Consider the following 26,291-nt stretch of genomic DNA (forward strand, 5'->3'; position numbering starts at 1 on the left):
ATGGGGATGGTGCCGGGCATGAAGTTAAAACAGCTGCGGCTTTCTCCTTTTCAGGTTATTTTCCTGCTTTATTTAAGCGGTGCTGTGTTTGCCAGTATTTTATTGCTGCTGCCGGCCGCTCACAAGCCAGGCGTAGATATTTCGTTTATAGATGCAATTTTTGTAGCTGTCAGTGCCCTCAGTGTAACGGGCTTGACCCCGGTCAGCACCGTCGACACCTTCAGCACGACCGGGTACTTTTTTATCCTCCTTATCTTACAGGTAGGCGGCGTCGGAATTATGACGTTTAGTTCCATGGTGTGGCTCCTTTTTGGCAAACGGATTGGCATGCGGGAGCGGCAGCTCATTATGGCGGACCAGAACCGGACCGATTTAAGCGGCCTCGTTAAATTAATGAGGGAAATTTTTCTCCTTATTCTTGCTATTGAAGCAGTTGGAGCTCTCGTACTCGGCATTCATTTTATTCAGTACTACCCGACGATCAGCGAAGCATTCCTGCACGGCCTGTTCGCTTCGGTCAGTGCGACAACCAATGGCGGCTTTGATATTACCGGCGCTTCCCTTATTCCGTACGCAAATGACTATTTTGTTCAAGTTGTGAATATGGTGCTGATTATTCTTGGGGCGATCGGATTTCCCGTATTGATTGAAATCAAAGATTTTTTAACCTACCGCGGATCACGTAAATTTGCGTTCAGCTTGTTTACAAAATTAACGGTTACCATGTACGTGCTGCTGGCTGTTATCGGCACAGCGGGACTGCTTTTGTTTGAGCGAAACCATTTCTTAGCGGATAAAGTATGGCATGAATCGTTTTTCTATGCTCTTTTTCAATCGGTTGCATCGAGAAGCGGCGGTTTGGCCACATTGGATTTAAATGACTTTTCATCGCCGTCCCTGCTGCTTTTGTCGGTGCTCATGTTTATCGGCGCCTCACCTTCAAGTGTAGGCGGCGGTTTGCGAACCACAACCGTCGCGATTGCGGCACTCAGTGTATTTACATTTGCGCGCGGAAAAAACACCATTAAAGTGTTTCACCGGGAAGTGCATCCCATTGACGCGCACCGGTCGTTTGTCGTCCTTGCGACCGGAACGTTTATCTGGGCGGTTTCCGTTATTGCTCTCGCTTATTTAGAGCCGGAGCTCACGCTGCTTCCTATTATTTACGAGGTTTCATCCGCATTTGGTACAACGGGTTCAACCCTTGGTGTAACAAGCGTGATTGGCACACCGGCTAAAATGATTTTGATTGTCCTTATGTTTATTGGCCGGGTAGGGCTGTTTTCCCTCCTTTTCCTCATTCGCGGCAAAGAAATTAAAGACTCTTACCATTATCCGAAGGAACGCATTTTAATTGGTTAAAAAAAGCCGTCGCTCAGTGACGGCTTTTATTCATTTCAAGAAGCTTAACAGTAATGCGTTTCTTTGCTTCTCCCGGTATGCTTTTTTGGACTGGTTTTGCCAGGTACATGTATACCATGCCGACAAACATGCTGCCGCCAATGATGTTTCCTAAAGTAACAGGAATTAAATTATAAACAGCGCTCACTACAGAAATCACTTCAGGATGCGGCACTGCCAGAGCCAGACTGAACAAAACCATATTAGCCACACTGTGTTCAAAGCCGGCCACAACAAATGTCATAACGAACAGCAGCATTGTCACGATTTTCGCCATGTCCCCTTTCATCTGCATAGGAATCCAGACAGCAAGACAGACGATCCAGTTACACAAAATCGCTTTAAAAAACAATTGAGATGCAGGGTAATGCATTTTATGAGAAACAACATCCATTAAATATTGAGAATTCGCCGTATCATGATAAATTCCTGATCCACTGATAAATAGGGCGAAGCATAAAGCGCCGAGCAGGTTTCCTGTATAGCACGCCCCAAGAACGGCCAGTGCTTCCTTCCAATTTGTTTTGCCGCTCATTGTACTCATTGTGAAATACATCGTATTGCCCGTAAACAGTTCCGCTCCTCCGTAAAGAATTAACACAAGGGCAATGCCGAAAAACGCACCGAGCATTAAGACTGTGGCTGGTGATCCTGCATCAAAAAAGGGTTCCGCCAGTTTAAAGGACAGCATAATGCCAAAGCCGATAAAAAAGCTTGCCAGCATCGCTTTTACAATGTATTGAAGAGGGTTATGGCGCAAAATCGCTGACTTTTTAACCGCCCATGCATTTATTTCCTCATACGCTTCTTTATTCACTGTTCTCACTCACCATTCGGGGTAATTTGTGAAACATTTCACAATTGATTTATACTTTTATTATACGCCCTCTTTATGGAAAGTCTATAGAAAAGTTGTCACAACTTTTCGTCTGTTTTTAAAGCGTTCTCACATTTATTCCGCAAAAAAAGATGACGAGCCGGGCTCGTCATCTGAGAGTGTAGACAAAATAAGAAAGCGGGCTGATTGAAAACGTCTGTCTTTCAAGGAACGCCGCCGGCTGGGAAGCGGAGTGACCTTTTTTGGTCATGAGCATTTACAGCCGGCAAGTGACACCGAAAGCGGGCGTTTGCGGGCAGCCTGAGATGACGAGCGTAGCTCGTCATTTTATTAAAGAAAAGGGAACAGCCAGGGCAGAACAAGCGAGGTAATAATGGCAGAGACGCCCATTGCAGCGCTGGACACCGTTCCTTGAACAGGTCCTTCCTGTACAGCCTGGCTTGTTCCAATACCGTGAGAAATGGTGCCGATACCGAGGCCTCTTGAAAAAGGATCGTTTATGTTGAACATCGTTAATAAAGGCGGGCCAAATACAGCTCCGAAAATACCGGCTGTGATAACAAAAGCAGCGGCCAGGGCTGGATCGCCGCCAATAATCACAGCGGCTTCCATCGCCACGGGCGTTGTCACGGCTTTTACAGCGGCGGTCGCTTGAATGGTTCGGGAGAGGCCAAATGCAGAAGCCATCCAAACAGCCGATACAATTGTTGCAAATGTACCGACAATCAAGCTGGCGGCGGCTGGAAGAAAGCGCTCACGCAGTACAGCCCGGTTATAATACAGCGGCAGAGCCAGTGCTACGGTGGCCGGACCGAGCAAAAAGGTCATGATCTCTTTCGCCGGTGTATATTCTTTATACGATACGCCCGAGGCAGCCAGCAGGCTGATGATCACCACAGTCGATGTAAAAACGGGCGTTGTGAAAGGGGATGGAAACCGCAAAGCGGCCCATCGCGCCAGTTGATAAATTGCAATGGTTACAATTATGTAAATAATCGTCATGCTTTTTCCCTGCTTCTCTTCGCCAATGCACTAGACAGTCCAGAGGTAATAAGAAGGCCCATAACCGAACTGCCGGCAATCACTGCCATAAGGGCAGCACCGTCTGATTGGATCAGATCCCCGTATGTGATTAATCCGGCTGCAATAGGAATAAAAAAGAAAGCTAAATGCTTGTTTAAAAAAGCAGCTCCACTTTGAATCATTTGAACAGGAACCCAGCCTTTTGATAGAAGAAAAAGCAGGATCACCATGCCGGTAACGCTGGCTGGAATCGGGATATGCAGCCAGGAAACAAGAAACTCAGATCCATAATACAAAGCGGACAGAAACGCAAGCTGAAAAAGAAAAGCGGCCGCTTTCTTCACTTCACTGTAAAGGTGCCTTTCATTTTTATTTCGCCTTTCTCGTTTTGAACTGTTACACTGCCTTTGCCTGCTTTCTCATCCGTCCAGCTGCCTTTGACCACAAGCGGCTCGTCGGGATACGTCATCGCCTGAAAACGGACCTCGTAGGACGTTAAATCGCCTGCCTCCCATTCACGGATCGCACGGCTTCCAAGCGCCATTACGAGCATCCCGTGTGCAATACAGCCCTTCAGCCCGGCTTTTTGTGCATAATCAGGGTCTGTATGAATCGGGTTAAAATCACCTGAAGCGGCTGCATACTCACGAATTTCTTCTGCGGTAATCGTCCAGTAAAGGGGTTTAAACATGGGCTGCTCCTTTCTGTTCAATCAAGGTCGAACGCGATATAACGGCTGGATGGTTTTCTTTTAAATAAACCGTTTCAAGCTTTGCGAACGTCATGCCTCTTTTGGCCGTTCGTCCTGTAATATACACAACGGCTTCAATGTGGTCGCCTGGAAAAATGGGTTTTATGTATTCATAAGACTGGCTGCCGTGCAGCACACAAGCGGGGTCAAACTGGAGAAGCTCCGTTAATTTTTGAAAAGACAACCCGCCGTGAAAATCAAGTACAGTGAGAAACGTCGGCGGTATCTCACTCCCCGTATCGGCAGCCGAAACCGCTTGTTTAAATGCAAAAACTTTCTCCTCATCCACCGTGCAGGAATACCGGTACAGCTCTTGTTTTTCTTTCATGCTCTCACCCTTTCTTTGAATGATTTTACCATATCTGTATGTAAAAAAGGTCCATGAATTCATGGATCTTTAAGGCTGTCAACAAAGTCGTCAGTCTTTTTTACGAAAGCTTTTACTGCTGAAAGCGGCAGGTATCTTTTCAAGAAATAGTGCTTCTTAAATAGAGCCGATAGGGGAAAGTGTGTCTGTCAGGCTGTGCATGTTTGTTCAACCGCAACAGGCGGCGGGTGTGCGGCGAAGACTCCTATGGGACGAGCGGGCCAGCTGAGACCGGCTGGGCAGTTGTGCTGCAAAGACGGGCTCAGCGCCTGCCCCATGGAAAGCGAAGCCGCGCGCCCGCCGCCCTATCGGCTCCTATCCCAACCGCCCGTACTCCTTACATCAACAGGAAGCAAAGAGTTACTTGAGTAAAAGATTTTATTTGTCTACAAATGGACCTTTTTGATCTATTAAACAGGAGCCTGCTCGTGCGCCTGCTCTATTTCAAATCCCATATCCTCAATCATTTTATGATCTGCCGTGACTTCCTGGCCGGGAGTCGTCAAATAGCTTCCTAAAAAAATAGAATTGGCAGCGTACAAGCCAAGCGGCTGGACGGAACGCAAATTCACTTCCCGTCCGCCTGAAATCCGAATTTCTTTTGATGGATTGATAAAACGGAACAACGCAAGTACTTTTAAGCAAAAAAGAGGCGTCAGCGGCTTAGCGTCCTCAAGCTTTGTACCCGGTATGGCATGCAGGAAATTAACCGGAATTGAGTCGGCATCAAGCTCCCTCAGGCTAAAAGCCATATTGATAATATCTTCATTCGTTTCACCCATGCCGATAATGACGCCGGAGCATGGGGACATGCCGCTTTCTTTTACGCGGCCGACTGTTTCTGTACGATCGTTGTATGTATGAGTAGTCGTAATCGACTCGTGGTGGTTTTTGGATGTATTTATATTATGGTTGTACCGGTCCACTCCTGCTTCTTTCAGCTGTACAGCCTGCTCCGGTTTTAGGAGTCCCAGGCATGCACAAATGCGCATCCCATATTTGCTTTTTATCTCTTTTACCGCCTCTGTGACAGTGTCGAGTTCTTTTTTAGACGGTCCTCTTCCGCTCGCCACGATGCAGTAGGTATTTGCGCCAAGGGAATGGGCTTTTTCGGCACCGTCCACAATTTGTTCACGGTTCATCATCCGGTATTTTTGAATGGGAGCCGTTGACTGGGACGATTGAGAACAATAGCCGCAATCCTCCGGACATAAGCCGGATTTTGTATTGATGATCATATTCAGTTTGACTTTCTTTCCGTAATAATGGCGGCGAAGATGAAAAGCGCCCTCGAGCAGCTGCAAAACCTCTTCATCGGGACACGTTAAAATATTCTCTGCTTCCCTTTCTGAAAGCTTGTAACCTTCTAAAATCTGTACAGCTAATTGAGTCCATGTTGACATGGTAACCCCTCCTTTTTTTCCAGATTAAAGGATTGGCCTTTGTTTTGTCAACCTAATAAAACGAAAGGTTTACATTTCGCCTTATCATTGATTAATTGTTTTTGCAGGAAAAAAGGAGTATACTTTTTTTGTCTAAAGCAACTAGCCTGCTAGCAGGCGCAGGAGGAACGAATTTGAAAAAACAATTAACGATTGCGCTTACTGCTTTATCGGCCGTTTTGTTGTCCGGCTGTCAAAGCGCACAAACAGAAGGCCATTTTTTCCATGATTACCTCGTGAATCCGTTCGTTGAACTGATTCACTGGCTCGGCGAAATGTTTGGCAGTTATGGAATGGCAATCATCGTCATTACTATTGCGGTACGATTGATTCTGATGCCGTCTATGCTGAATTCGATGAAAAAGCAGGCCGCCATGCGCCACAAGATGGAAAAAGTAAAACCGCAGATGACTGATATTCAAGCACGATCAAAAGCGGCTAAAACACAGGAAGAACAGCGGAAGATTCAAATGGAAATGATGACTCTTTACAAAGAAAATGACATCAATCCAATGGCCATGGGCTGCCTGCCGATGCTTTTACAGCTGCCGGTCTGGACAGGCCTTTATTACGCCATTACCGTCTCAGAAGATATAAAAACGCATGAATTCCTTTGGTTCCGTCTCGGACAGCCTGACATTGCCATGGCCGTTATTGCGGGTATTATGTACTATGTTCAATTCCGTCTGTCCATGCAGACAATGCCGGCCGAACAGCAGCAGCAAATGAAATTTATCGGCCTGCTGTCGCCGATTATGATTTTAATTTTCTCTTTTAATGCACCAGCTGCCCTTCCTATTTACTGGAGCGTCAGTGGACTGATTCTTATTTTCCAATCATGGATCGGGCGCAAATATTATCAGAACCACCCGCCGGCTGAAGAATCAGCAAAATAAGAAATGCCCCTTTTTTCAAAAAGGGGTTTTTTCATAGAAAAAAACGTAAACAATGGACTATAGATGAAACTTTTTCTGCGGCTTGTCCGTATAAAGAAACAAAATACGCTCATGTAAAAGAGCAAAATGATAAAATGGAGTGGATGAACGATGCGATATTCTTTTTATTGGTCCCGCCGCCTGGCCGTTTCACTCGCAGCAGCCCTCGTGCTGACAATGCCGTTTGATGGATGGCTGGCATGGGCGGCATTCGCAGCCGGTTTTGCAGGAATGTTTATGCTGTATACCAATTTCGGCAACAGACGAATCCAAAAAAAATATGGATTAAGCCGTAGAGAATATTACTATATACTTGATCAGCTAAAAGAAGCGAAAGCGAAGCTGTCCCGGCTGCAGCATTTGTTTTTAAAGGTACGGAGCCTTCGTTCTCTTAAACAAATGATTGAATTAAACAGTCTGGTAAAGCGTATTTATTCGGTTGTCAAAAAAGAACCGAAGCGGTTTTACGAGATTGAGCCTTTTTTCTATTCTCATCTGGATTCAGTGGTGGAGCTGGCTGAAAAATCAGCGCTTCTCTCAAGCAAAAAAGTAAAAGGCCCGGACATGAAACGATCCTTGCTTGAAACGACTGAAACACTTGGTGATCTGTCCCAAACATTAGAAGCGGATCTTCGTCAAGTGCTCGCCCGTGATATTGAGCATTTAACAATCGAACTTGATGTTGCCCGGCAGCGCACGACTCAAACGAAGAAACTAATCGAACCTGAACAACCTGCTTTGAAAGGAGACAACGAAGATGAACAACGAACTACAGTCACAACAGGCACCCGTTACGGGCGCAAAAAACGATGATTTATTAAATGACCTGCTTGCCGATCCATTTGGGGACATGCCTTCTGCTCCAAGCGCAGCTGTCCCTTCTCCACAATCTAAACGGCTTGTCGATCTGCTTCCGGCTGAACACCGCCAGAAAGCAGAGCAGCTGGCCGCGCAAATTGAAGCTGGAAACCAGCAGGCGGTTTTTTCCTTCGGGACTGCAGCCCAAACAAAGCTGTCTGATTTCTCACACCATATGCTTGATCACGTACAGCGCAAGGATATCGGACCGGTTGGCGATATTTTAAATGATTTGATGAAAAACTTAAAAAATGTAAATCCAGATGAACTGCGGGAGGAAAAGCGAAATGTATTTTCCCGTATGTTTGGCAAAGTATCGGATTCGGTACAGGAAGTGATGACGCGATACCAAAAAGTCGGTGCTCAAATCGACCGCATCGGGGTCAAGCTTGAGCATTCCAAGCGTGGACTTATCGAAGATATCCGGATGCTTGAGCAGCTTTATGAAAAAAACAAAGAATATTTTCAGGCGCTCAATATTTACATTGCTGCTGGAGAATTAAAGCTCGAAGAAATCGAAACAAAAACGATCCCGGCGCTGCGCCAAAAAGCAGAGCAGACGGGCGACCAAATGGATTTCCAGGAAGTCAATGATATGATTGCTTTTGCGGACCGTCTTGAAAAGCGTCTGCACGACTTGAAGCTGAGCCGCCAGATTACGATTCAAAGTGCGCCGCAAATCCGTTTGATTCAAAATACAAACCAGGCACTGGCTGAAAAAATCCAGTCTTCCATTTTAACGGCTGTGCCGCTCTGGAAAAACCAAATCGCCATCGCTTTAACGCTGGTCCGCCAGCAAAAAGCCGTAAAAGCACAAAAAGAAGTATCGAAAACCACAAATGACCTGCTGCTGAAAAACTCTGAAATGCTGAAAGTCAACTCGATCGAGACTGCCCGTGAAAATGAGCGCGGCCTTGTTGATATTGAAACATTAAAGAAAACACAGGAAAACTTAATTACAACGCTTGAAGAAACAATCCGCATCCAGCAGGACGGGCGTGCAAAACGAAAAGCAGCGGAAGACGAATTGCTTGTGATGGAAGACGATTTAAAACAACAGCTGCTGCGTTTAAAACAATAAATTCAAATACAAAAAGCTGCTCCACTGTGGAGCAGCTTTTTGTATTTGAATTTAATCAAACGATGGCTTAAATACTTTCAAACAGCAGCTTTTTTAAAATAGGCGTTAACACGTGAGGAAGCTCTGATACATCAGGAGCCATGATAGAGCCATGCCCGTAAATGGTCTTCATTGTCTGGCGGCGTGCTTCATCAAGCGCCTCTTCTCCAATGAACAGATTAAACACGGTCATCCCTTTTTTGCGTGCCATCATTACGGCTTCATGGGTATCAAGTACACCGTTTTTATCGTAATCAGCAGCGGACGGCTCTCCGTCTGAGAAAACAATAAGGAATTTTCGCGCTTCACTCCGGCGTTCCATTTTTTCAATGGCCAGGCGGAGGGCAAAGCCATCCCGGTTGTCTTCTTCAGGTCGAAGCTGCATAATGGCATAGCCCGCATCCTTTTGGTGGGATGCTTGAAAAGGCACAGCCGTTAAGAAATAATTCGGCTTCACTTCTTTTGAAAGAGGAGACGTATCCTCCCAAAAGCCGGTAATTTCATGCGGCACTCGAAGAGAGGACAATGTTTCATGAAACAGTACGGCGCTTTTTTTCACGTCATCCATTTTATCGTACATAGACGCAGAACTATCAATCAATAAATAAAAAGCAGCATCAATTTCACGGGACGGCTCCTGCTTTTTGTAAAACAGCCGTGGATTCTCATCGGTAAAATAGCGCGTCAGCTTACGTCCCAGGCGTCCTGTTAACAAATCCGTACGCGGACTTGTTTTTTTCTTTTCAATCGATTTTTGAATCATCCGTTTCAGCGTCCGGACAACGGATGCCGTTTCATCTCTCATCCGGCGGTACTCTTCCCGTTCTATATCACTTGCTGTACGCGGCTTTTCGTAAATCGCTTTGGCGCCAATGTTTTCTTTTCCGTAATGCGCTTCATCTGCCTTGCTTTCTTCGTCGCGCCGCTCGGCAAGCAGCCGGTTATATTGCTCACGTGAAGACTTCTTAGAGCGTCCCTGCACGGAAGCAAGGGCTGCATCCCCTTCGTCTCCTTCACGGGCTGTGTTTCCCATCATCGGTGTTTTCGTTCCCTGGTCAAGATCAAACTGCATAAAGGTACCGCGTGTTTCCTCTGATTCGCGGTGCCAGGTAGAGAACTGTTCGTCAAACTGCTCGTTTTCTTTTTCATCTGCCTCATCATCATTTACAAGCGGATCCTGCCGCTTTCCTGGATCTACCATGGCTTCATCCGCCAACGGCTCCCGGTAATCCGGAAGATGGCTGTACTTATTTACCATGCTGCGCAGCTCGAGCTCTTCTAATACCTCAGCGATCTCCCCGGCCACTCTGGCTGCATCTTTTGTCGACCGTGCATCAAACAGCTCTCTGGCAGTACGATCGATAAACGGCACGGCACGGTCTACAGCTGGATGAATAGCCGGCCATTCAAAAGGTGCATCTGCCTGCCATAGAACAAACAGAGCATTAAAAACGGCATCCATGTAAAAGCCTTTGGATTGATTCACCGACAGCTGTACTTCATGGTAACGGCGCAGCACCTGGCGGCGGATATGAAAAGCTCTTTTTGTTCCAGGGCGCGCCCCCATACACATAGGCTCTAAGCGAATATCTTCGGCAGCTGCAAGCAGCTGCCGGGCGAAATCTCCTTTAAACCGAGCCATGAATGACCGGATGACCGCTTCGTCCGTCCACTGAATCGTGCCAAGTGCACGCAGGTAAACGTCCGTTTTTAATCCCGCTGTTTCTTCTTCTTTGGAACGATGGTGCCAGAAATGGCTGGCAAACAGAACGGCCGGCGTTTTTTGCAAATAAGCAAGCGGGCCAAATTCCACTTTTAAATCCGGATTTTGAGACAGAGCCGCAGCAAGATCAGACAGTTCCATCCAAAAAGCGGAGTTGACTGTTTCGTCATTAAACTGTATGAACCGTTCCATGTTAGGCGAACCATGTTTCCGCCGCGTTTAGGACTGCGGCTTTTTCGCGTTCATCGTCAAGCTTGCCGGCAATCGCGCTTTCCACGGCCCGCATTGGCGGCATGTAAAGAGCCAGGTCGCATGCATCCACCAGCGCGCGGATCGAAGAAGCTTCTTCCGGCAAACGGCCGCTTTCGACAAGTGTCGTTAAGTCACCGGACAGAGAAACGAATTTCTCAAGCATCGCCTGATCCTGGAGAACAGACTGCTGCTTTAATACCTGCAGCAGGACATCTCCTGAAATGTACGGAATCTCAAATACGATAAAACGGTTTTTCAGCGCTTCATTCATCGGTGCTGTACCTGCATATCCTTCATTCACAGCGGCAATAACACTGAATGTCGGCTTTGCAGTCACGACTTCTCCTGTGAACGGATTCGTGATTTGACGGCGATAGTCCAATACACCGTTTAAGATCGGCAGCGTTTCCGGCTTTGCCATATTAATTTCATCAATATATAAAAGATGTCCTTTTTTCATCGCTTGAATAACAGGACCTTCCACAAAATCAATTTGTGTTTTGCCCTCTGCCTCGACAATCGTTTTAAAGCCAAGCATCGCCTCGGCGTCCAGATCAATGGAACAGTTAATACTGTGAACCGGCTGGCCAAAAAATGCAGCAAGTGATTCTGACAGTTTTGTTTTTCCGGAACCTGTTGGCCCTTTCAGCAAAATGTTTTTGCCAAGCGCTAAAGAAATAACCGTATCTGATACGATCTCTTCACTTTGGGCTATATAAGAAGTGGACTGTGTATCTTCTTCGAGTCCAAACTGTTTTTTTCTTTCATGAATGATCGACTGAATCGATTCTGGCAAGGTTGTAGTGTTCAAATAAATCTTCCTTTCTCATAACTGTGCACGCTTTATCATACACCTGAAAAGGCATACAACGCAAAAAAGCGGACTGTCCGTCCGCTTTTTTTGCATTATAAATCATATTCATAAATGTAAAGACCCCGCCCAAGCTTGCGGACATGTGCATTTTCGCGCTCAAGACTATTCATAAAAGTGGTCATGTTTGCAATTTTCTTGCCGGACTGCTCCTCTACATAACGCTGCAGCTCGATACCGCGAATAGGCGTATTCTGCTTTTTCAAAATGCGGATGGTTGTATCGCGAAGCTCTGTTAACCCTTCGCTCCGGCGTCCTCTGCGTACTTTTGGCGGTGCTCCAACTGTCGTAACAGCTGTTATATCAGCAGCAGCTGTTATGTCAGGCGTGTGATTCTCTTCTGTTTCATCCAGCTCCTGAAGCCGCGCAAAAATCGCTTCCCGTTCTTTTTTAAATTCCTGCATTACTCGAACTTCCGCATCCGCTAATTGATCCAGCCTGATCTTTAAGGCCATGCGCTCGTTAAACATTTTTCTGCCCCCTTACAGCTAACATTCGTTTATCCCGTTACTTCTTCAAAATAATCTTTGTAAAAGCCGGAAACACGGCCCTTATTATCTAATACAAAATAAAATTCCTCGGTTTCGTTTTTTACCTCATAAACGTTTCCTTTTGTCAGCGCATTTTCAACAACATACTTTTTGGCGTCTGTATGAACGCATTTTACCTGTTTAATCGTTTTTGTTTTGTCCCAGTTTAAATGAATCATGTTTCGTTGGTCTCCTTTATTATTTCATTTATTGCATCCGGAATCAGCTCGTGAATACCAAGGGGGCGCATCGCTTGGGCCGGATAAAGCTGTTTCCAATGATCCGCACATTTTCCGTGCAGATAAACAGCATCCGCGACAGCGGCCTTAAGATCAGGATTACGCATGATAAGCGCCAGCATCACACCTGTCAGTGTATCGCCACTTCCGCCTTTAGACAACCCTTCATTTCCTGTTTGATTAACAAAGCCGCTTCCATCCGCGAATGCTATGACGGTATATTCCCCTTTTAACACAACCGTTACGCCGTGTTCGACTGCATATGCCGAGGCTTCCTGCAGCCGATTTTTTTGAATAAAGCCAACCGGTTTTCCGGTCATCCGCGCAAACTCACCAGGATGCGGCGTTACTACTACCGGGCACCTTGCTTCCTTGTAACTCCGCGGCCCTAGTGCACCTGCATCTAAAATGACCGGCTTCTCCTGCTGCAATAAATGCTGAACGATCTCTTCCATTTCTCCGTCTGCTGCTCTGCCACAGCCGGCAGCAACCGCCTCGTATGGATGATTGTCGTCTATTCCTTTTTTAAAATGATACATTGCTTCTGGCACATGAGAAGCAATGACCGGGACGGCTTCTTGATCCGTTTGCACGGTCAGCTTACCTGCTCCGCATGACACAGCTCCTAATGCAGCAAGCGCTGCACTCCCAGGCATTTCACCGGTTCCGGCTGCCAGGAGGCCATGGCCAAATGTGCCTTTATGGGTATTATGCGCAAGATGATAAAAAGAATGGGAACGAGGAGCCGGCTCGTACACCTTCCAATTTGATGTGTGTATGAGTCCAATGTCGACAATTTCAGTTTCTCCATAACAAGCCGCCGCAGGGTATAAAAACCGGGACGGCTTATACCCATGAAGGACGTACGTTTTGTGTGCATGAAGAACGGATTCATCACAGTCCCCATTATCAGAAGCTGTACCAGTCGGCAGGTCAATCGAGATAACATGCGCCTTCTTCGCGTTTATCCAATCCACACAATCCCGGATTGCTTTTGATAGCGGCAGCCGCGTGCCAGCGCCTAAGAGCGCATCGACGACAATAGAGGCCGAGGTATCCGGCAGACCCGTTTCATAGGAGTAGCCGCATGTTTCGTAATACCTTAAATGCTGCTTTGCCGCGCCTGTTTTTGGCAGTCCGTCTGGAAAGAAAAGATGACAGGCAGCCCCGGCCCGTTTCAAGTAACGTGCGAGCACAATACCATCACCGCCGTTGTTTCCTTTCCCAGCTAAAATAAGAAATGAATGATCACTTATTTTGTAAGAAGAAGCTGTTTTTTGCCATAAACCAGCTCCGGCAAGTTCCATTAACGTAAAAGAAGACATACCATTTTCATCAGCCAACTGGTCTGTTTTGCTTATATCACTACTCTTATAAATATACAACAAAATACCTCCTTTATCATGATTTTACTTAAAAATTTTCAAAAACTAGTATATTATTTAGGAATATTATATCGTTTTTTATCCTTTGACTGTTATCATTTGCCTTTTATTCTATTGCTAGTATAATAATCAGAAAATAAAGAGAAACTCTTTTCTCTTTATTTAAACACCATATCCAAGGAGGTCATAAAATGAAAATTATGAGTGACGAGATGCTGGTGGCTGCTTACAGGGATGCATTGAAGCAAGACCGAAACAAATCTGAAATTGAAACATTAAAAACAGAAGTGAATAAGCGAGGTCTTTCTCCTAAACTTGAAAAGAGCTCATAAACAAGAAAAACCCGCAGCAGGCGCTGCGGGTTTTTTCTTATCCTTCAAGAAGAAGGTCTTCTGGATTTTCAATTAACTCTTTAACCATTTTCAAGAATCCAACCGCTTCTTTTCCATCAATAATGCGGTGATCGTATGAAAGAGCCACATACATCATCGGACGAATTTCGACCGCATCACCAATCGCAACCGGGCGTCTTTGAATCGTATGCATACCAAGAATACCCACTTGCGAGCCGTTTAAAATTGGTGTTGATAGAAGGGAACCGAATACACCGCCGTTCGTGATCGTAAACGAACCGCCCTGCAGGTCACCAAGCGCCAGCTTGTTGTCGCGTGCTTTCAAGGCCATATCCATAATAGAGCCTTCGATTTCTGCAAAGTTTTTGCGGTCACAGTCACGCACGACCGGTACAACTAAGCCATCGTCTGTTGATACGGCAACGCCGATATCATAAAACTTCTTCAAGACAATTTCGTCTCCGTCAATTTCCGCATTTACATATGGATACTTTTTCAGCGCCGCTACAACTGCTTTTGTAAAGAACGACATAAAGCCCAGGCGAACATCATGATCATCAAAGAACTTGTCTTTTTTACGTTTACGAAGGTCCATAATATTCGTCATATCGATTTCGTTAAACGTTGTCAGCATCGCTGCTGTCTGCTGTACTTCCACCAGGCGTTTTGCAATCGTCTGACGGCGGCGGCTCATGCGCTCGCGCTCAACCGGTTTGCCGTTGTCCTGTGCTTTCGGTGCAGCAGCAGCTTGTTTTTGTGGAGCAGCCTGCTTTGGTGCAGAAGCCGGTGTGTTTTGATGTGATTCTACATCCTGTACGCGTACACGTCCAAGTGGATCAACCGTTTTAACAGCATTTAAATCGATGCCTTTTTCACGGGCAAGCTTACGAGCAGCTGGTGAAGCAACCGTACGGCTTGCTGCTTCTTCCTGTTTTTGAGCAGGCTCTTCTTTTACGATATCTTCTTTTGCTTTCGCCTCTGTTTGAACAGGCGCAGCTTCCGTTTCAGCTGGTGCAGACGTTCCTGCAGAACTGCCCGCTCCTGCTTCTACGATGGCAATTACCTGGCCTACTTCGACCGTGTCGCCTTCTGCCGCTTGCAATTCTTTGATAGTTCCTGCTTCTTCAGAAATAACTTCTACATTGACTTTGTCCGTTTCAAGCTCAACAATATATTCGCCTTTTTCAACGTAATCACCTGGTTGTTTCAGCCATTGTGCAATTGTACCTTCTGTAATTGATTCTGCTAGTTCAGGAACTCTAATTTCAGCCACGATAAAATCCTCCTCAGTAATTTCCATGTCGTTTTATGTACATTTCCGGCTCCAGAATGGAGCCGGTTATTTTTACTGTTCTTTCGTTAATACAGTACGCAGAATGCGAGCTTGTTCTTTCTTGTGAACAATGGCATCGCCTTCTGATGGACTAGAACGGCGGCGGCGGCCTACGTAACGGACAGTTGCGCCTTCTGGAACTGTATCACGCAGTCTTGGATCCATATATGTCCACGCACCCATATTTTGCGGTTCTTCCTGAAGCCAGATGACTTCTTTTACATTCGGGAAGCGTTCTAGAATAGCCGTAATTTCTTCTTTCGGGAACGGATATAACTCTTCTACCCGCAATACGTGAAGCCAATCAAGATTTTCTTCTGACTTCTCGATCTGCTCAGCAAGGTCAATAGACACTTTCCCGCTGCAAAGCACAATGCGCTCTACTTTCTTCGGCTTGCTGCCTGTTCTCGGCTCTTCCACAATAATGTTGAAGTTTCCATTTGAAAACTCGGAAGCTTTAGATGCAGCCAGCGGATGACGAAGCAAGCTTTTCGGTGTCATAATGACAAGCGGGCGAACTTCTTCTTTTTGCAGGATGGAAGCCTGACGGCGCAAAATGTGGAAATATTGAGCCGTTGATGACAAATTCGCTACCGTCCAGTTGTTTTCAGCTGCAGACTGCAGGAAGCGCTCGATGCGGCCGCTTGAATGCTCAGGTCCCTGACCTTCATAGCCATGCGGCAGAAGCATAACCAAGCCTGATTTTTGCCCCCATTTCGCCCGTCCTGAGGAAACAAACTGATCGAACATTACCTGGGCCATATTGGCAAAATCTCCAAACTGCGCTTCCCAAAGAACGAGTGTTTCCGGAGAAAATACGTTATAGCCATATTCAAATCCGACCACAGCTGTTTCTGTTAAAGGCGAGTTAATGACATCAAATGAAGCGGATACGTTGCTTAAACCATGCAGCGTATTGTATTCTTTGCCATTGTTTTCATCATGCAAAACAAGATTACGGTGCGCAAATGTTCCGCGCTGTGAATCTTGACCTGTTAGTCTGATCGGGGTGCCTTCTTTTAGGATAGAAGCAAATGCCAGTGTTTCAGCATGACCCCAATCAACCTGGCCGTCTTCCACAAACAGCTGCTCACGGCGTTTTAAAATCCGTTCAAGCTTTTTAAACGGCTGGAATCCTTCCGGCCATTGAAGAAGCTCTTGATTGATCACTTTTAAGTCTTCTTCACTTACACCTGTTTTATGGCACGGCAGGTCCTGCTCCACGACTTGCGGCGGATTCATAATAATATCCGGATTATCGTCTTTTTTCGGAACCGTTTCAAACAGGTCTTTCAGCTTTTGCTCGTTTTCTTGGTACACTTCATCTGCATACCCGTTTTCAATAACTCCGCGGTCAGCGAGTTTTTGTGCATACAGTTCACGAACTGTTTTATGTTTATGAATAATATTGTACATGTTTGGATTCGTTGTCATCGGCTCATCCATTTCGTTATGGCCGAAACGACGGTATCCAATCAAGTCAATTACAAAGTCCTTACCGAAGCGTGACCGGTAGTTGACCGCCATAAATGCCGCAGCCACACATGCTTCCGGGTCATCCGCGTTTACATGGACGATTGGCACTTCAAAGCCTTTGGCTACATCGGACGCATATCGTGTAGAACGTGAATCATAGCTTTCCGTTGTGAAGCCGATCATGTTATTCGCAATAATATGAATCGATCCGCCCGTTTTATAGCCATTAATCTGGCTCATATTGAACGTTTCACCGACAATTCCCTGTCCAGGGAATGCTGCGTCTCCGTGGATGATAATAGACATCGCTTTAGAAACATCTAACGCTGGTTTTCCATTTTGTGTACGGTCTTCCTGTGCGGCGCGTGTATAACCGGCGACAATTGGACTAACTACCTCAAGGTGGCTCGGATTGTTCGCAAGGGTAATACGCGCTGTTTGTGTATCTTCTTCTTTATAGCTGCGATCTGCACCAAGGTGATACTTTACGTCACCTGTCCAGCCGTAATAGTTCATTTTCATAGAACCAAGCGGCAGCATTTTTTTACTTGGTGCGTGAGCAAATTCCGCAAAAATCATTTCGTACGGTTTGCCGAGAATGTGGGCAAGGACGTTCAAGCGGCCGCGGTGAGCCATCCCAATATTAATCGTTTGTGCGCCTTTTACGGCCGAATGGTGAACAAGCTCATCTAAAAGCGGCACCATGGCATCTAAGCCTTCAATAGAAAAGCGCTTTTGGCCGACAAATGTTTTATGAATGAATTTCTCAAATCCTTCAACCTGTGTAAGGCGTTTTAACAGCTTTTTCTTGTCACTGTCTGTAAACGTCGGATAGTAATCTGTCGATTCGATTTGCTGGCGAAGCCATTGTTTCTCTTCCAGATCATGTACTTGCGCGAATTCAAAAGCCACTTTATCCGTGTACACTTTTTTCAAGTGCATAATGGCATCATATCCGTTTTGAACGTGTGCCGGGGCGCCTGGACAAATATACTCTACCGGTATTTGACGAAGATCCGCTTCTGTGAGTTCATATGTTTCAAGATCAATACGACGCGTGTCTTTTTTGCTGTCACCAAGCGGATTAATGTCTGCTGCCAGATGACCATAAATACGAATGCTGTCTGCAAGCTTCACGGCACGAAACAGCTTATCAAGATCACCCGCTGATGCGGTATGCTGCGCTGTATTTCCAGTTAACGACTCCGGGGGACCCCATTGATCAAATAACTGGCGCAGCTCCTGGTCGATTGCATCTGGATCGGCCAAGTATTGTTCGTACACTTCCATTACATACCCAAGGTTTGGACCCGAAAAGTTTTTCCACGGGTTTCCCTGGCTAATCTGCATGTTCATACTGAAAAACCTCCACTTGTTGCCCATTTGATTTTCGTGTATACGTTCGATTTTACCAAAATATGTACAAAAAAATCTAAAAACGCTTTCAGAACATCCTTACCACTCTGAATGCAATTTAAACGAAAAAGGCTGATTCTGTTGATAAGTTCCAGTTGACTGGAGACTGCCTTTTTCAAGTACAATCTTACTACTGTTTTTTCAAAAAACCAAGCTTTTTTGCAAATTTACTTAATTATTTTTCATATTTTATGAAAACGCTCCAATAGGCGCCGTTATGCGGTTTTTTTCACCTCAAACCGATAAAAAAGTGTTATAGAATACCCTCTGTTCATTAGTGAAATCTTATACTAAAATCCTTTCATTTTTGGCATTAATTCGATGCCGAAACAGCATATCAAAGTATCTTGAAAATTCCTATATGAGATGAACGGTTTTCTTCTTTTACCGTTTATAGCATCCATTTTTTTCTGTTACAATAAAAGCGGGAGTGATACATAATGACAGAATTAATTTCATATGAGCAAGTGCGTTTCGTCCGGCAGGACAAAGTCATTTTAAACAATATAAACTGGACCGTAAAAGAGGGTGAGCATTGGGCTGTTTTAGGGTTAAATGGATCAGGCAAGTCAACGATGCTGAATATGATGGGCGGGTACGAATTCCCTACAAGCGGTACAATCCGGGTTTTTGGTCACGAATATGGGCGTTATAACTGGGAGTATGTGAAAAAGCGCCTCGGCTTCGTCGGCAATACATTAAACCGTTTTTTAGAAACGCTGAATACGGAGAGCGCCCGGGAGATTGTCGTGAGCGGCCGTTTTAATTCTATTGGTCTTTATGAAAAAACAGAAGCCGCGGATTGGGAAAAAGCAGATGAACTGCTGGCATCACTTCGTTTATCTTATTTAGCGGACAAGCCGTACCGGTTTATGTCCCAGGGAGAACAGCGGCGGGTGCTTATTGCCCGTGCTTTTATGGCTGAGCCTGATGCCATGATTTTAGATGAGCCATGCTCCGGCCTGGATGTAAGAGCGCGAGAAGAGCTTCTCACGGCGCTCGAACAACAGGCCGGATGGCATAATACGTCTCTTCTATACGTTACGCATCATATTGAAGAAATTTTTCCGGCTATTACACACGTTGCTGTTTTAAAAGAAGGAAGAATGCTCGCAGCAGGCGAGAAAAAAAGTGTGCTTACCAGCCATATTCTTTCCGAGGCATTCGGCCTGCCGGTTGAGCTTGAATGGCAGAACGAGCGATGCTGGCTGAAAGTGCTGTCCAATTAAAAAAACCACCCTTTTTCGGAGGAAAAAGGGTGGTTTTTGATTGTTTGCTGTCCTGCTTCTAAAAAGGGACTTAAGGGATAAGCTGTTTGATTTCCTCGCCTTTTCCTTCATGAAGCAGCTGGACAATTTTACTGCCGACGATGACGCCGCCGCATGCTGCGCCCAGCGTTTCTGCCTGTTCTTTTGATGATACACCAAATCCGGCCAGAACCGGGACAGGGCTTTGCTCCGCAATACGGGACAGATGAACACTGAGATCGTCTGCAAAGCCGGCACGTGCGCCGGTAATACCATTAACGGTGACCGCGTAAATAAACCCTTCTGCATCTTTCACCGTTTGGGCGATGCGCTCGTCTGAGCTGGTTAGTGTCACAAAGCGGATCATCGCGATGTCCCGCTTCGCCAGCGGCTCCCGAAACTCCGCTTCTTCCTCCATTGGCACATCCGGAATAATCACGCCTGATACACCTGCTTGTTCACACAATTCGGCAAAACGCTCTGCCCCTACTTTAAACACTGGATTTGCATAGGTCATAATCACAATCGGTACGCTGATTTCTTCTTTAAAAGAAGCAAGCTCTCCCAAAATTTGAGTAAGGGTGACTTTTTCTTTGAGCGCCCGTTTGCCGGCTTCCTGAATAACAGGGCCGTCGGCGACAGGATCGGAGAACGGTATACCCAGCTCAATCACAGTTACGCCGGACTTCTCTAAAAGCAAAATGGTATCTTTTAGTGTGTGAAGCCCGCCATCACCCGCCATAATGTAAGCGGTGAATGCTTTTTTCCCTTCTTGCTCTACTTTTTGAAATGCTTCGGCCATTTTAAACTTGGTCATGCCTGCTTGCCCTCTCTTTCAAACCGCTCTTTAATTTGCGCCACGTCTTTGTCGCCGCGGCCGGATAAACAAATGGCAATAATCTCGTCTTGATTCATTTTCGGTGCAAGCTTTAGGGCGTACGCAATCGCATGAGAGCTTTCAAGTGCCGGGATAATGCCTTCTGTTTTTGTCAGTGCTTTAAATCCTTCAAGTGCTTCTTCATCGGTAATATGTTCATAGATGACCCGTCCGGAATCTTTTAAAAAGCTATGTTCCGGTCCAACACCCGGATAATCAAGACCGGCTGAAATCGAATGAGCTTCTTGAATTTGGCCCGCTTCATCCTGCAGCAAATACATTTTACTGCCATGCAGGACGCCGACGCTGCCCATCGTCATGGATGCGGCATGCTTGTCCGTATCGATTCCGCTGCCGGATGCTTCAACCCCGTACATTTTCACGCTTTTATCTTCAATAAATGGATAGAACATACCCATCGCGTTGCTGCCGCCGCCAATGCAGGCTACAACAGCATCCGGAAGACGCCCTTCTTTTTCCTGCAGCTGTTTTTTTGTTTCCTGCCCAATGACCGCCTGGAAATCACGTACAATCTGCGGGAATGGATGCGGACCCAGCACGGACCCCATAATGTAATGGGTATCTTCAACGTTCGTTACCCAGTAGCGAAGCGCTTCATTAACAGCATCTTTCAGCGTGCCGCTTCCCTGGGAAACACTTTCAACGCGCGCACCAAGAAGCTCCATTCGGAAAACGTTTAGCTCCTGGCGGCGAATGTCTTCTTCACCCATAAAAATGACGCACTCGAGGTTTAAAAGCGCACATACAGTTGCTGTTGCGACTCCGTGCTGGCCGGCACCGGTTTCGGCTACGACTTTTTTCTTGCCCATTCTTACAGCAAGCAAAGCTTGTCCGATCGTGTTATTGATTTTGTGGGCGCCTGTATGATTTAAATCTTCCCGCTTCAAATAGATTTTCGCGCCGCCTGCTGCTTTCGTTAGGTTTTCGGCAAAATAAAGCGGATTTTCGCGTCCGACATAGTCGGTTAAATAGCGGTTCAGCTCGGATAAAAACGTTTCGTCTTTCATCGCTGACTGATAAGCTTCCTCTAATTCTTTTACGGCACGCATGAGGGATTCCGGTACGTACCGGCCTCCATATTCTCCAAAATGCCCTTTTTCATCCGGCTGGTTATATACTTTACTCATGATTGATGGGCTCCTTTCGCACGCTCTACAAATTGAAATATTTTTGTTTCATCTTTTCGTCCATCGGTTTCGACCCCGCTTGATATATCAACAGCAAATGGACCAACCGACTGGACCGCTTCCTCAATATTATCAGGATGCAGACCGCCTGCCAAAATCAAGCGGGATTTATCTACACCTGGATTTTCTAAAATGGACCAGTCAAACGTCCGGCCGCTTCCACCCCGGAACGCAGCGGGCGGGCTGTCGACTAAAATATAATCGGCCGGGAAGGCGAACATCTCTTCAAAGGAAAGATCGTCTTTGGCAGAAAAAGCTTTAATGACGGGCACCGGCATCCGGCGCGCAAATTCCGCTGTCTCATCGCCATGCAGCTGTACATAATCAAGTCCAACTTCGTTAACAATCGAGCGAATCGTTTCTTCAGATTCGTTTACAAAAACGCCGACTTTCTTTACATCCGAGCCTACTGCTTCTGCAAGCTGGCGTGCGAATTCGGAAGGAATTTTCCGGCTGCTTTCCGCAAAAACAAAGCCGATCATATCCGCTCCCGCTTCCCTGGCCCAGCTCGCTGCTTCAAATGATTGAATGCCGCAAATTTTTACGTTCATTTATAGCCCTACTTTCAATGAGCGGACCGTTTCCCCAACATTACCCGCTCTCATTAACGTTTCTCCCACAAGCAAGGCACGTGCCCCCGCTTCTTTCATACGGACGGCATCATCCGTTGTCTGAATACCGCTTTCGGAAACAAAAAAGGCGTTTTCCCGTCCATATGAACGAAGCAGCCGCTCTGTCACGGCCAAATCAATATCGAATGTTTTTAAATTCCGGTTGTTAATCCCAATCAAGTTTGCGCCAAGGCGGAGCGCCCGTTCCATTTCCGCTTCATCGTGTACTTCTACAAGCACATCAAGCGATTTCTCCTTTGCGTGTGTGTACAGACGCTTCATATCTTCGTCTTCAAGCGCCGCTGCAATTAATAGAATAATATCTCCACCTGATGCAAAAGCACGGTCGATCTGGATAGGGTCAATGATAAAGTCTTTGTTCAGCACAGGAATCTCAATACTTGCTTTTACCGCTTCTAAATCGTTCATCGTTCCTTTGAAAAAGGGCGTATCCGTTAAAACCGATACAGCATCTGCACCGTTTTCGGCATAAATAGATGCTTGTTGGACAGGATCCACACCGATATTTATATCCCCTTTTGAAGGCGATGCTCTCTTTACTTCCGCGATAAGTGCCATTGTTTTGGAAGCGGCAATTCGTTCGTAAAATGAAACCGGTTTTCGGTCCGCCACATAGGACAGACTAGCTGTTTTCAGCAGGGTAACTTCTTCTCTTTTTTTATCAATAATTTTATCTAAAATGGTTGTCATCCGAATACCGCTTCTTTCTGTCTGGATTTTGAGTAGTTAACAAGGTAGTTCAGCTTCGAGAGTGCAGCACCCGAGTTAATGCTTTCTCTCGCCATATCTACGCCTTCTTTCACCGTTTTCGCTTTTCCGCAGGCAAACAATCCAATGCCGGCATTGAGGAGAACCGTATCCCGGCAGGCACCCTGTTCTTCCCCTTCTAAAATACGCTTTAAAATTTGTGCATTTTCAACCGCTTCGCCGCCTTTGATTTCATCAAGTGAATAAACAGGCAGGCCGACAGATTCCGGTGTAATAATCATTTTGTTCACCTCGCCGTTTTCAAGCACAACCAGATGGTTTTCACCTGCTAAAGACGCTTCGTCCATGTAGCCGGCACCGTTCAGCACAACGGCCCGCTTGCGTCCAAGCCGATTCAATACGTCTGCCATCATCTCAAGCATATCACGACGGTAGATACCGAGCAGCTGTGTATCAAGCTGAACCGGATTCGTTAACGGTCCGATCAAGTTGAAAATGGTCGGAATTTTCAAATCGCGCCGTACTTTCATAATCCGTTTCATTTTCGGATGAACGTGCGGGGCAAACAAGAAAGTAATCCCATTTTCATCTAAAAGTTTATCAGTTTCATCCGCTACAAAGTCCAGTGACACGCCAAGGTGCTCAAGCACGTCGGCACTTCCAGTTTTGCTCGATACGCTCCGGTTGCCGTGTTTCGCGACTGTGACGCCCGCACCAGCCAGTACAAAAGCAGAAGTCGTCGAAATATTAAAACTTTGAGAGCCGTCACCCCCCGTTCCACAGTTGTCCATGACATTTTTCCAGGCAGTGCGAGTGGATACGGCATTTTGACGAAGCACGTGCACCAGTGCAGCAATTTCATTGACGGTTTCGCCTTTTGATTTCAGCGCCATTAAAAATGCAGCGATTTCACTGTCAGAAATATCTTCCTGTAAAATTTCTTCAACCGCATCTGTCATTTCATCAAATGAAAGAGACTGGCCTTCCGCAAGCTTCAATAAATACTTTTTCATATTTTTCTCTTTCCGGTAAGAACGGAAAAATTCAGCAATCAGCTCATCCCCGGCCTCCGTGCCGATTGATTCTGGATGGAACTGCAGGCCAAATACCGGATATTCTTTGTGGCGGAGCGCCATAATTTCGTTGTCATCAATTGATTCTGCGATCACTTCAAGTTTCGGGCTGAGCGTTTTGCGGTCCGCGACTAAAGAATGGTAGCGCATGACCGGAACCGGGCCCTGTACAGCCGCAAACAACCCTTTTCCTTTATGGCGGACCATGGATAGTTTGCCGTGTTTAATTGTTTTTGCCTGAATAATATCCGTTCCAAATGCCGCCGCAATAGCCTGGTGTCCAAGGCAGATGCCGAGTATTGGAATGCGGTGGTAAAAAGCATGAACCACATCAATTGAGATGCCCGCTTCTTCCGGTGTGCCAGGTCCAGGAGAAATGACGATCGCTTCCGGCTCAAGAGCTTCAATCTCATCAATCGTTATTTCATCGTTTCGCACAACTCGGACGTTTTTGCCGATCCGGCTGATTTGCTGATATAGGTTATAAGTAAAAGAGTCATAATTATCAATCAATAAAATCATTTTTGCACCTCCAGTAATGCTTTTGCTTTGTGCATTGTTTCTTCGTATTCGGTTTCCGGCACTGAATCATACACAATTCCTGCGCCAGCCTGTACGTGCGCTTTGCCGTCTTTAATGACCATCGTACGGATCGCCAGCGCAAAGTCCATGCTGCCGGTTGCGGATAAATAGCCGACTGCACCCGAGTAAACGCCTCGTTTTACCGGCTCCAAATCGTTAATAATCTGCATCGCGCGGATTTTTGGTGCACCACTTACAGTTCCTGCAGGCAGGCAGGCGGTTAAAGCATCAAGCGGATGATAGTCTTCTTTTAATTCGCCCGATACTTCTGACACGATATGCATGACGTGCTTATATCTTTCAATCTTCATATATTTATCGAGTGTAACAGAACCAATTTCAGAAATTTTTCCTACATCGTTACGGCCAAGGTCCACGAGCATACGGTGCTCGGCGATTTCTTTTTCATCTACGAGCAGCTCTTCTGCGAGGCGCGCATCTTCTTCCGGTGAACTGCCGCGCGGGCGTGTGCCGGCAATTGGATTGGTTGTAACCGTCCGGCCGCTTACCTTTACAAGGCTTTCTGGTGACGTCCCAAGAACGGTATAGCCTTCAAAATCAATATAAAACATATACGGCGACGGGTTAGATGTCCGCAGACGGCGGTAAAGCGTAAACGGATCGCCTTCGAACGGAGAAGATAAGCGCTGAGAAAGAACCACTTGAAAAATGTCTCCGCGAATGATATGTTCCTTCGCCCGCTCAACCATTTGGCAGAAGGTATTCCGCTCAAGGCTCGAGCTGAACACAAGTGCCTGTGTTTCTTGCCCGCTATCCGGCTTTTGGCCGGTATGAATATCGTTGTAGATCGTCTCGATCGCCGTTTCCATTTCTTCTTCTGTCCGGCCGCCGAACAAGTCAACTGCAGCAATCGTTACACGCTGCATCAAGTGATCGTAGACGACGAATGTGTCGTAAAACATCATGTGCACATCCGGCATGCCGAGCTCATCTGCGAGCGGCTCGCCAATTTTTTCTTCAAAGAAAACCGTATCATAGCCAATGTAGCCGGCTGCTCCTCCGAAAAATGGGAACGGATACGGCTGCTCTTCCTGAACAGGCATAATAGACTTAAGCTTGTCCATAAATTTGCCCGACCCGGTTTCTTTTGTTCCATCTTTTTTGCTCAATTCATATCCGGCTGCATCCGCTTTGAACTCGGCGATTGGATCTACTGCAATAAAAGAGTAGCGCCCGCTTTCTTCATGTTTAGCTGATGATTCAAACAGCATTTTTTTAGAGCCGGAAAGCAAACGATAAATAGAGATCGGTGTAATCATATCCCCTTCTATTTCTTTTAGTTTGTAGGCTAGCGTTGTTTGTAAATTCATCTTCCATTCTCCTTTCAAGGCATAAAAAAACTCCATAGATGATCATCATCTATGGAGGACGGTTTCCCGCGGTGCCACCTCTCGTTGAAGCAAATGCTTCCCCTTAAAACCGGTTAACGGCCGGCTGCCGGGCGCTCTACTTTCTTGTTCAAGCTGCCACTCACGGACCCATTCAAGCAGAGGCTTCGTACCGGTTTCCACCATCCCGGCTCTCTTTAACGCGCTTGTCTGCTTTACTTTTTCCGATCAACGTATTTTTATATACAAAAAGGCCCCCTCATCACTAAAAGGACGGGGAGCCGTGGTACCACCTTTATTGG

At 46.2% G+C, this 26,291-nt stretch carries 25 protein-coding genes and 2 other annotated features (1 of these 27 running past the window's edge); of the genes, 6 read left to right on the forward strand and 19 right to left on the reverse strand.

The window, feature by feature from the left end; genetic code table 11:
• Window positions 1-6 precede the first annotated feature (6 nt).
• Window positions 7-1,362 carry a TrkH family potassium uptake protein gene (locus RG959_RS00225; RefSeq protein WP_342795953.1) on the forward strand — a complete coding sequence of 452 codons (1,356 nt, stop codon included), beginning with the start codon at window positions 7-9 and terminating at the stop codon, window positions 1,360-1,362.
• A gap of 13 nt (window positions 1,363-1,375) precedes the next feature.
• On the opposite strand, the gene RG959_RS00230 is transcribed toward RG959_RS00225, so the two are convergent.
• The 6 genes from RG959_RS00230 to bioB form a co-directional block, all read right to left on the reverse strand.
• A complete protein-coding gene (locus RG959_RS00230; RefSeq protein ID WP_342795496.1) occupies window positions 1,376-2,218 on the reverse strand; it encodes a formate/nitrite transporter family protein in 843 nt (280 codons plus the stop codon).
• A 351-nt stretch (window positions 2,219-2,569) separates the two neighbouring features.
• Window positions 2,570-3,241: an LrgB family protein gene (locus tag RG959_RS00235; RefSeq protein WP_342795497.1), complete on the reverse strand. Its 672-nt coding sequence runs from the start codon at window positions 3,239-3,241 to the stop codon at window positions 2,570-2,572.
• A complete protein-coding gene (locus tag RG959_RS00240) occupies window positions 3,238-3,606 on the reverse strand; it encodes a CidA/LrgA family protein (protein ID WP_342795498.1) in 369 nt (122 codons plus the stop codon). The genes RG959_RS00235 and RG959_RS00240 overlap by 4 nt, the downstream gene beginning before the upstream one ends.
• A complete protein-coding gene (locus tag RG959_RS00245) occupies window positions 3,603-3,953 on the reverse strand; it encodes a MaoC family dehydratase (RefSeq protein ID WP_342795499.1) in 351 nt (116 codons plus the stop codon). Before RG959_RS00245 ends, RG959_RS00240 begins: the two co-directional genes overlap by 4 nt.
• On the reverse strand, window positions 3,946-4,341 hold the full coding sequence (locus tag RG959_RS00250; RefSeq protein WP_342795500.1) for an FAS1-like dehydratase domain-containing protein: 396 nt from the start codon (window positions 4,339-4,341) through the stop codon (window positions 3,946-3,948). Before RG959_RS00250 ends, RG959_RS00245 begins: the two co-directional genes overlap by 8 nt.
• Window positions 4,342-4,790: 449 nt before the next feature.
• Window positions 4,791-5,783, reverse strand: coding sequence for a biotin synthase BioB (bioB, locus tag RG959_RS00255; RefSeq protein ID WP_342795501.1), 993 nt, complete (start codon window positions 5,781-5,783; stop codon window positions 4,791-4,793).
• A 173-nt stretch (window positions 5,784-5,956) separates the two neighbouring features.
• Here bioB and yidC point away from each other — a divergent pair, with 173 nt between their 5' ends.
• From yidC to RG959_RS00270, 3 genes are all read left to right on the forward strand, one after another.
• Entirely contained in the window at window positions 5,957-6,718 is a 762-nt protein-coding gene (gene yidC / locus RG959_RS00260; protein ID WP_342795502.1) for a membrane protein insertase YidC, read from the forward strand.
• A 150-nt stretch (window positions 6,719-6,868) separates the two neighbouring features.
• Window positions 6,869-7,570, forward strand: a complete 702-nt coding sequence (locus RG959_RS00265) for a 5-bromo-4-chloroindolyl phosphate hydrolysis family protein (RefSeq protein ID WP_342795503.1) — start codon at window positions 6,869-6,871, stop codon at window positions 7,568-7,570.
• Window positions 7,515-8,696: a toxic anion resistance protein gene (locus RG959_RS00270; RefSeq protein WP_342795504.1), complete on the forward strand. Its 1,182-nt coding sequence runs from the start codon at window positions 7,515-7,517 to the stop codon at window positions 8,694-8,696. Before RG959_RS00265 ends, RG959_RS00270 begins: the two co-directional genes overlap by 56 nt.
• 67 nt (window positions 8,697-8,763) lie before the next feature.
• Here the strand turns inward: RG959_RS00270 and RG959_RS00275 are convergent, their stop codons facing one another.
• The 5 genes from RG959_RS00275 to RG959_RS00295 all read right to left on the reverse strand — a co-directional run bounded on the left by RG959_RS00275 (window position 8,764) and on the right by RG959_RS00295 (window position 13,735).
• Window positions 8,764-10,650, reverse strand: coding sequence for a vWA domain-containing protein (locus tag RG959_RS00275; RefSeq protein WP_342795505.1), 1,887 nt, complete (start codon window positions 10,648-10,650; stop codon window positions 8,764-8,766).
• Between the two features lies 1 nt (window position 10,651).
• Window positions 10,652-11,527, reverse strand: a complete 876-nt coding sequence (locus RG959_RS00280) for an ATP-binding protein (RefSeq protein ID WP_342795954.1) — start codon at window positions 11,525-11,527, stop codon at window positions 10,652-10,654.
• Between the two features lie 89 nt (window positions 11,528-11,616).
• The gene (locus RG959_RS00285; RefSeq protein WP_251270751.1) at window positions 11,617-12,051 is read right to left on the reverse strand and encodes a Rok-like winged helix domain-containing protein; all 435 of its coding nucleotides are present in this window, start codon (window positions 12,049-12,051) and stop codon (window positions 11,617-11,619) included.
• A gap of 29 nt (window positions 12,052-12,080) precedes the next feature.
• A complete protein-coding gene (locus RG959_RS00290; protein WP_242232880.1) occupies window positions 12,081-12,290 on the reverse strand; it encodes a DUF6501 family protein in 210 nt (69 codons plus the stop codon).
• Window positions 12,287-13,735: an NAD(P)H-hydrate dehydratase gene (locus RG959_RS00295; protein WP_342795506.1), complete on the reverse strand. Its 1,449-nt coding sequence runs from the start codon at window positions 13,733-13,735 to the stop codon at window positions 12,287-12,289. Before RG959_RS00295 ends, RG959_RS00290 begins: the two co-directional genes overlap by 4 nt.
• A gap of 191 nt (window positions 13,736-13,926) precedes the next feature.
• Here RG959_RS00295 and sda point away from each other — a divergent pair, with 191 nt between their 5' ends.
• Window positions 13,927-14,067 carry a sporulation histidine kinase inhibitor Sda gene (gene sda / locus RG959_RS00300; RefSeq protein WP_309088024.1) on the forward strand — a complete coding sequence of 47 codons (141 nt, stop codon included), beginning with the start codon at window positions 13,927-13,929 and terminating at the stop codon, window positions 14,065-14,067.
• Between the two features lie 37 nt (window positions 14,068-14,104).
• On the opposite strand, the gene odhB is transcribed toward sda, so the two are convergent.
• Window positions 14,105-15,361 carry a 2-oxoglutarate dehydrogenase complex dihydrolipoyllysine-residue succinyltransferase gene (gene odhB / locus RG959_RS00305; protein ID WP_251270754.1) on the reverse strand — a complete coding sequence of 419 codons (1,257 nt, stop codon included), beginning with the start codon at window positions 15,359-15,361 and terminating at the stop codon, window positions 14,105-14,107.
• Between the two features lie 72 nt (window positions 15,362-15,433).
• Entirely contained in the window at window positions 15,434-18,253 is a 2,820-nt protein-coding gene (locus tag RG959_RS00310) for a 2-oxoglutarate dehydrogenase E1 component (RefSeq protein ID WP_342795507.1), read from the reverse strand.
• Between the two features lie 500 nt (window positions 18,254-18,753).
• Here RG959_RS00310 and RG959_RS00315 point away from each other — a divergent pair, with 500 nt between their 5' ends.
• Window positions 18,754-19,542: an ABC transporter ATP-binding protein gene (locus RG959_RS00315; protein WP_342795508.1), complete on the forward strand. Its 789-nt coding sequence runs from the start codon at window positions 18,754-18,756 to the stop codon at window positions 19,540-19,542.
• 70 nt (window positions 19,543-19,612) lie between these two features.
• Here the strand turns inward: RG959_RS00315 and trpA are convergent, their stop codons facing one another.
• The 6 genes from trpA to trpE are packed head-to-tail and all read right to left on the reverse strand — an operon-like array spanning window position 19,613 to window position 25,971.
• Entirely contained in the window at window positions 19,613-20,377 is a 765-nt protein-coding gene (gene trpA / locus RG959_RS00320) for a tryptophan synthase subunit alpha (RefSeq protein WP_242232874.1), read from the reverse strand.
• Window positions 20,374-21,585: a tryptophan synthase subunit beta gene (gene trpB, locus RG959_RS00325; protein WP_315695825.1), complete on the reverse strand. Its 1,212-nt coding sequence runs from the start codon at window positions 21,583-21,585 to the stop codon at window positions 20,374-20,376. The genes trpA and trpB overlap by 4 nt, the downstream gene beginning before the upstream one ends.
• Entirely contained in the window at window positions 21,582-22,196 is a 615-nt protein-coding gene (locus RG959_RS00330; protein ID WP_342795509.1) for a phosphoribosylanthranilate isomerase, read from the reverse strand. Before RG959_RS00330 ends, trpB begins: the two co-directional genes overlap by 4 nt.
• The gene (gene trpC / locus RG959_RS00335) at window positions 22,197-22,967 is read right to left on the reverse strand and encodes an indole-3-glycerol phosphate synthase TrpC (protein ID WP_342795510.1); all 771 of its coding nucleotides are present in this window, start codon (window positions 22,965-22,967) and stop codon (window positions 22,197-22,199) included.
• Complete coding sequence (locus tag RG959_RS00340; RefSeq protein ID WP_342795511.1) at window positions 22,964-24,580, reverse strand: bifunctional anthranilate synthase component II/anthranilate phosphoribosyltransferase; 1,617 nt, start codon at window positions 24,578-24,580, stop codon at window positions 22,964-22,966. Before RG959_RS00340 ends, trpC begins: the two co-directional genes overlap by 4 nt.
• Entirely contained in the window at window positions 24,577-25,971 is a 1,395-nt protein-coding gene (trpE, locus tag RG959_RS00345; RefSeq protein ID WP_342795512.1) for an anthranilate synthase component I, read from the reverse strand. Before trpE ends, RG959_RS00340 begins: the two co-directional genes overlap by 4 nt.
• 51 nt (window positions 25,972-26,022) lie before the next feature.
• Window positions 26,023-26,230: a binding site (T-box leader), on the reverse strand.
• 25 nt (window positions 26,231-26,255) lie between these two features.
• Window positions 26,256-26,291 (reverse strand) — a binding site (T-box leader) (it continues 198 nt past the right edge of the window).

It is taken from the genome of Domibacillus sp. 8LH (assembly GCF_038806185.1).
GTDB classification, from domain to species: domain Bacteria; phylum Bacillota; class Bacilli; order Bacillales; family Domibacillaceae; genus Domibacillus; species Domibacillus indicus_A.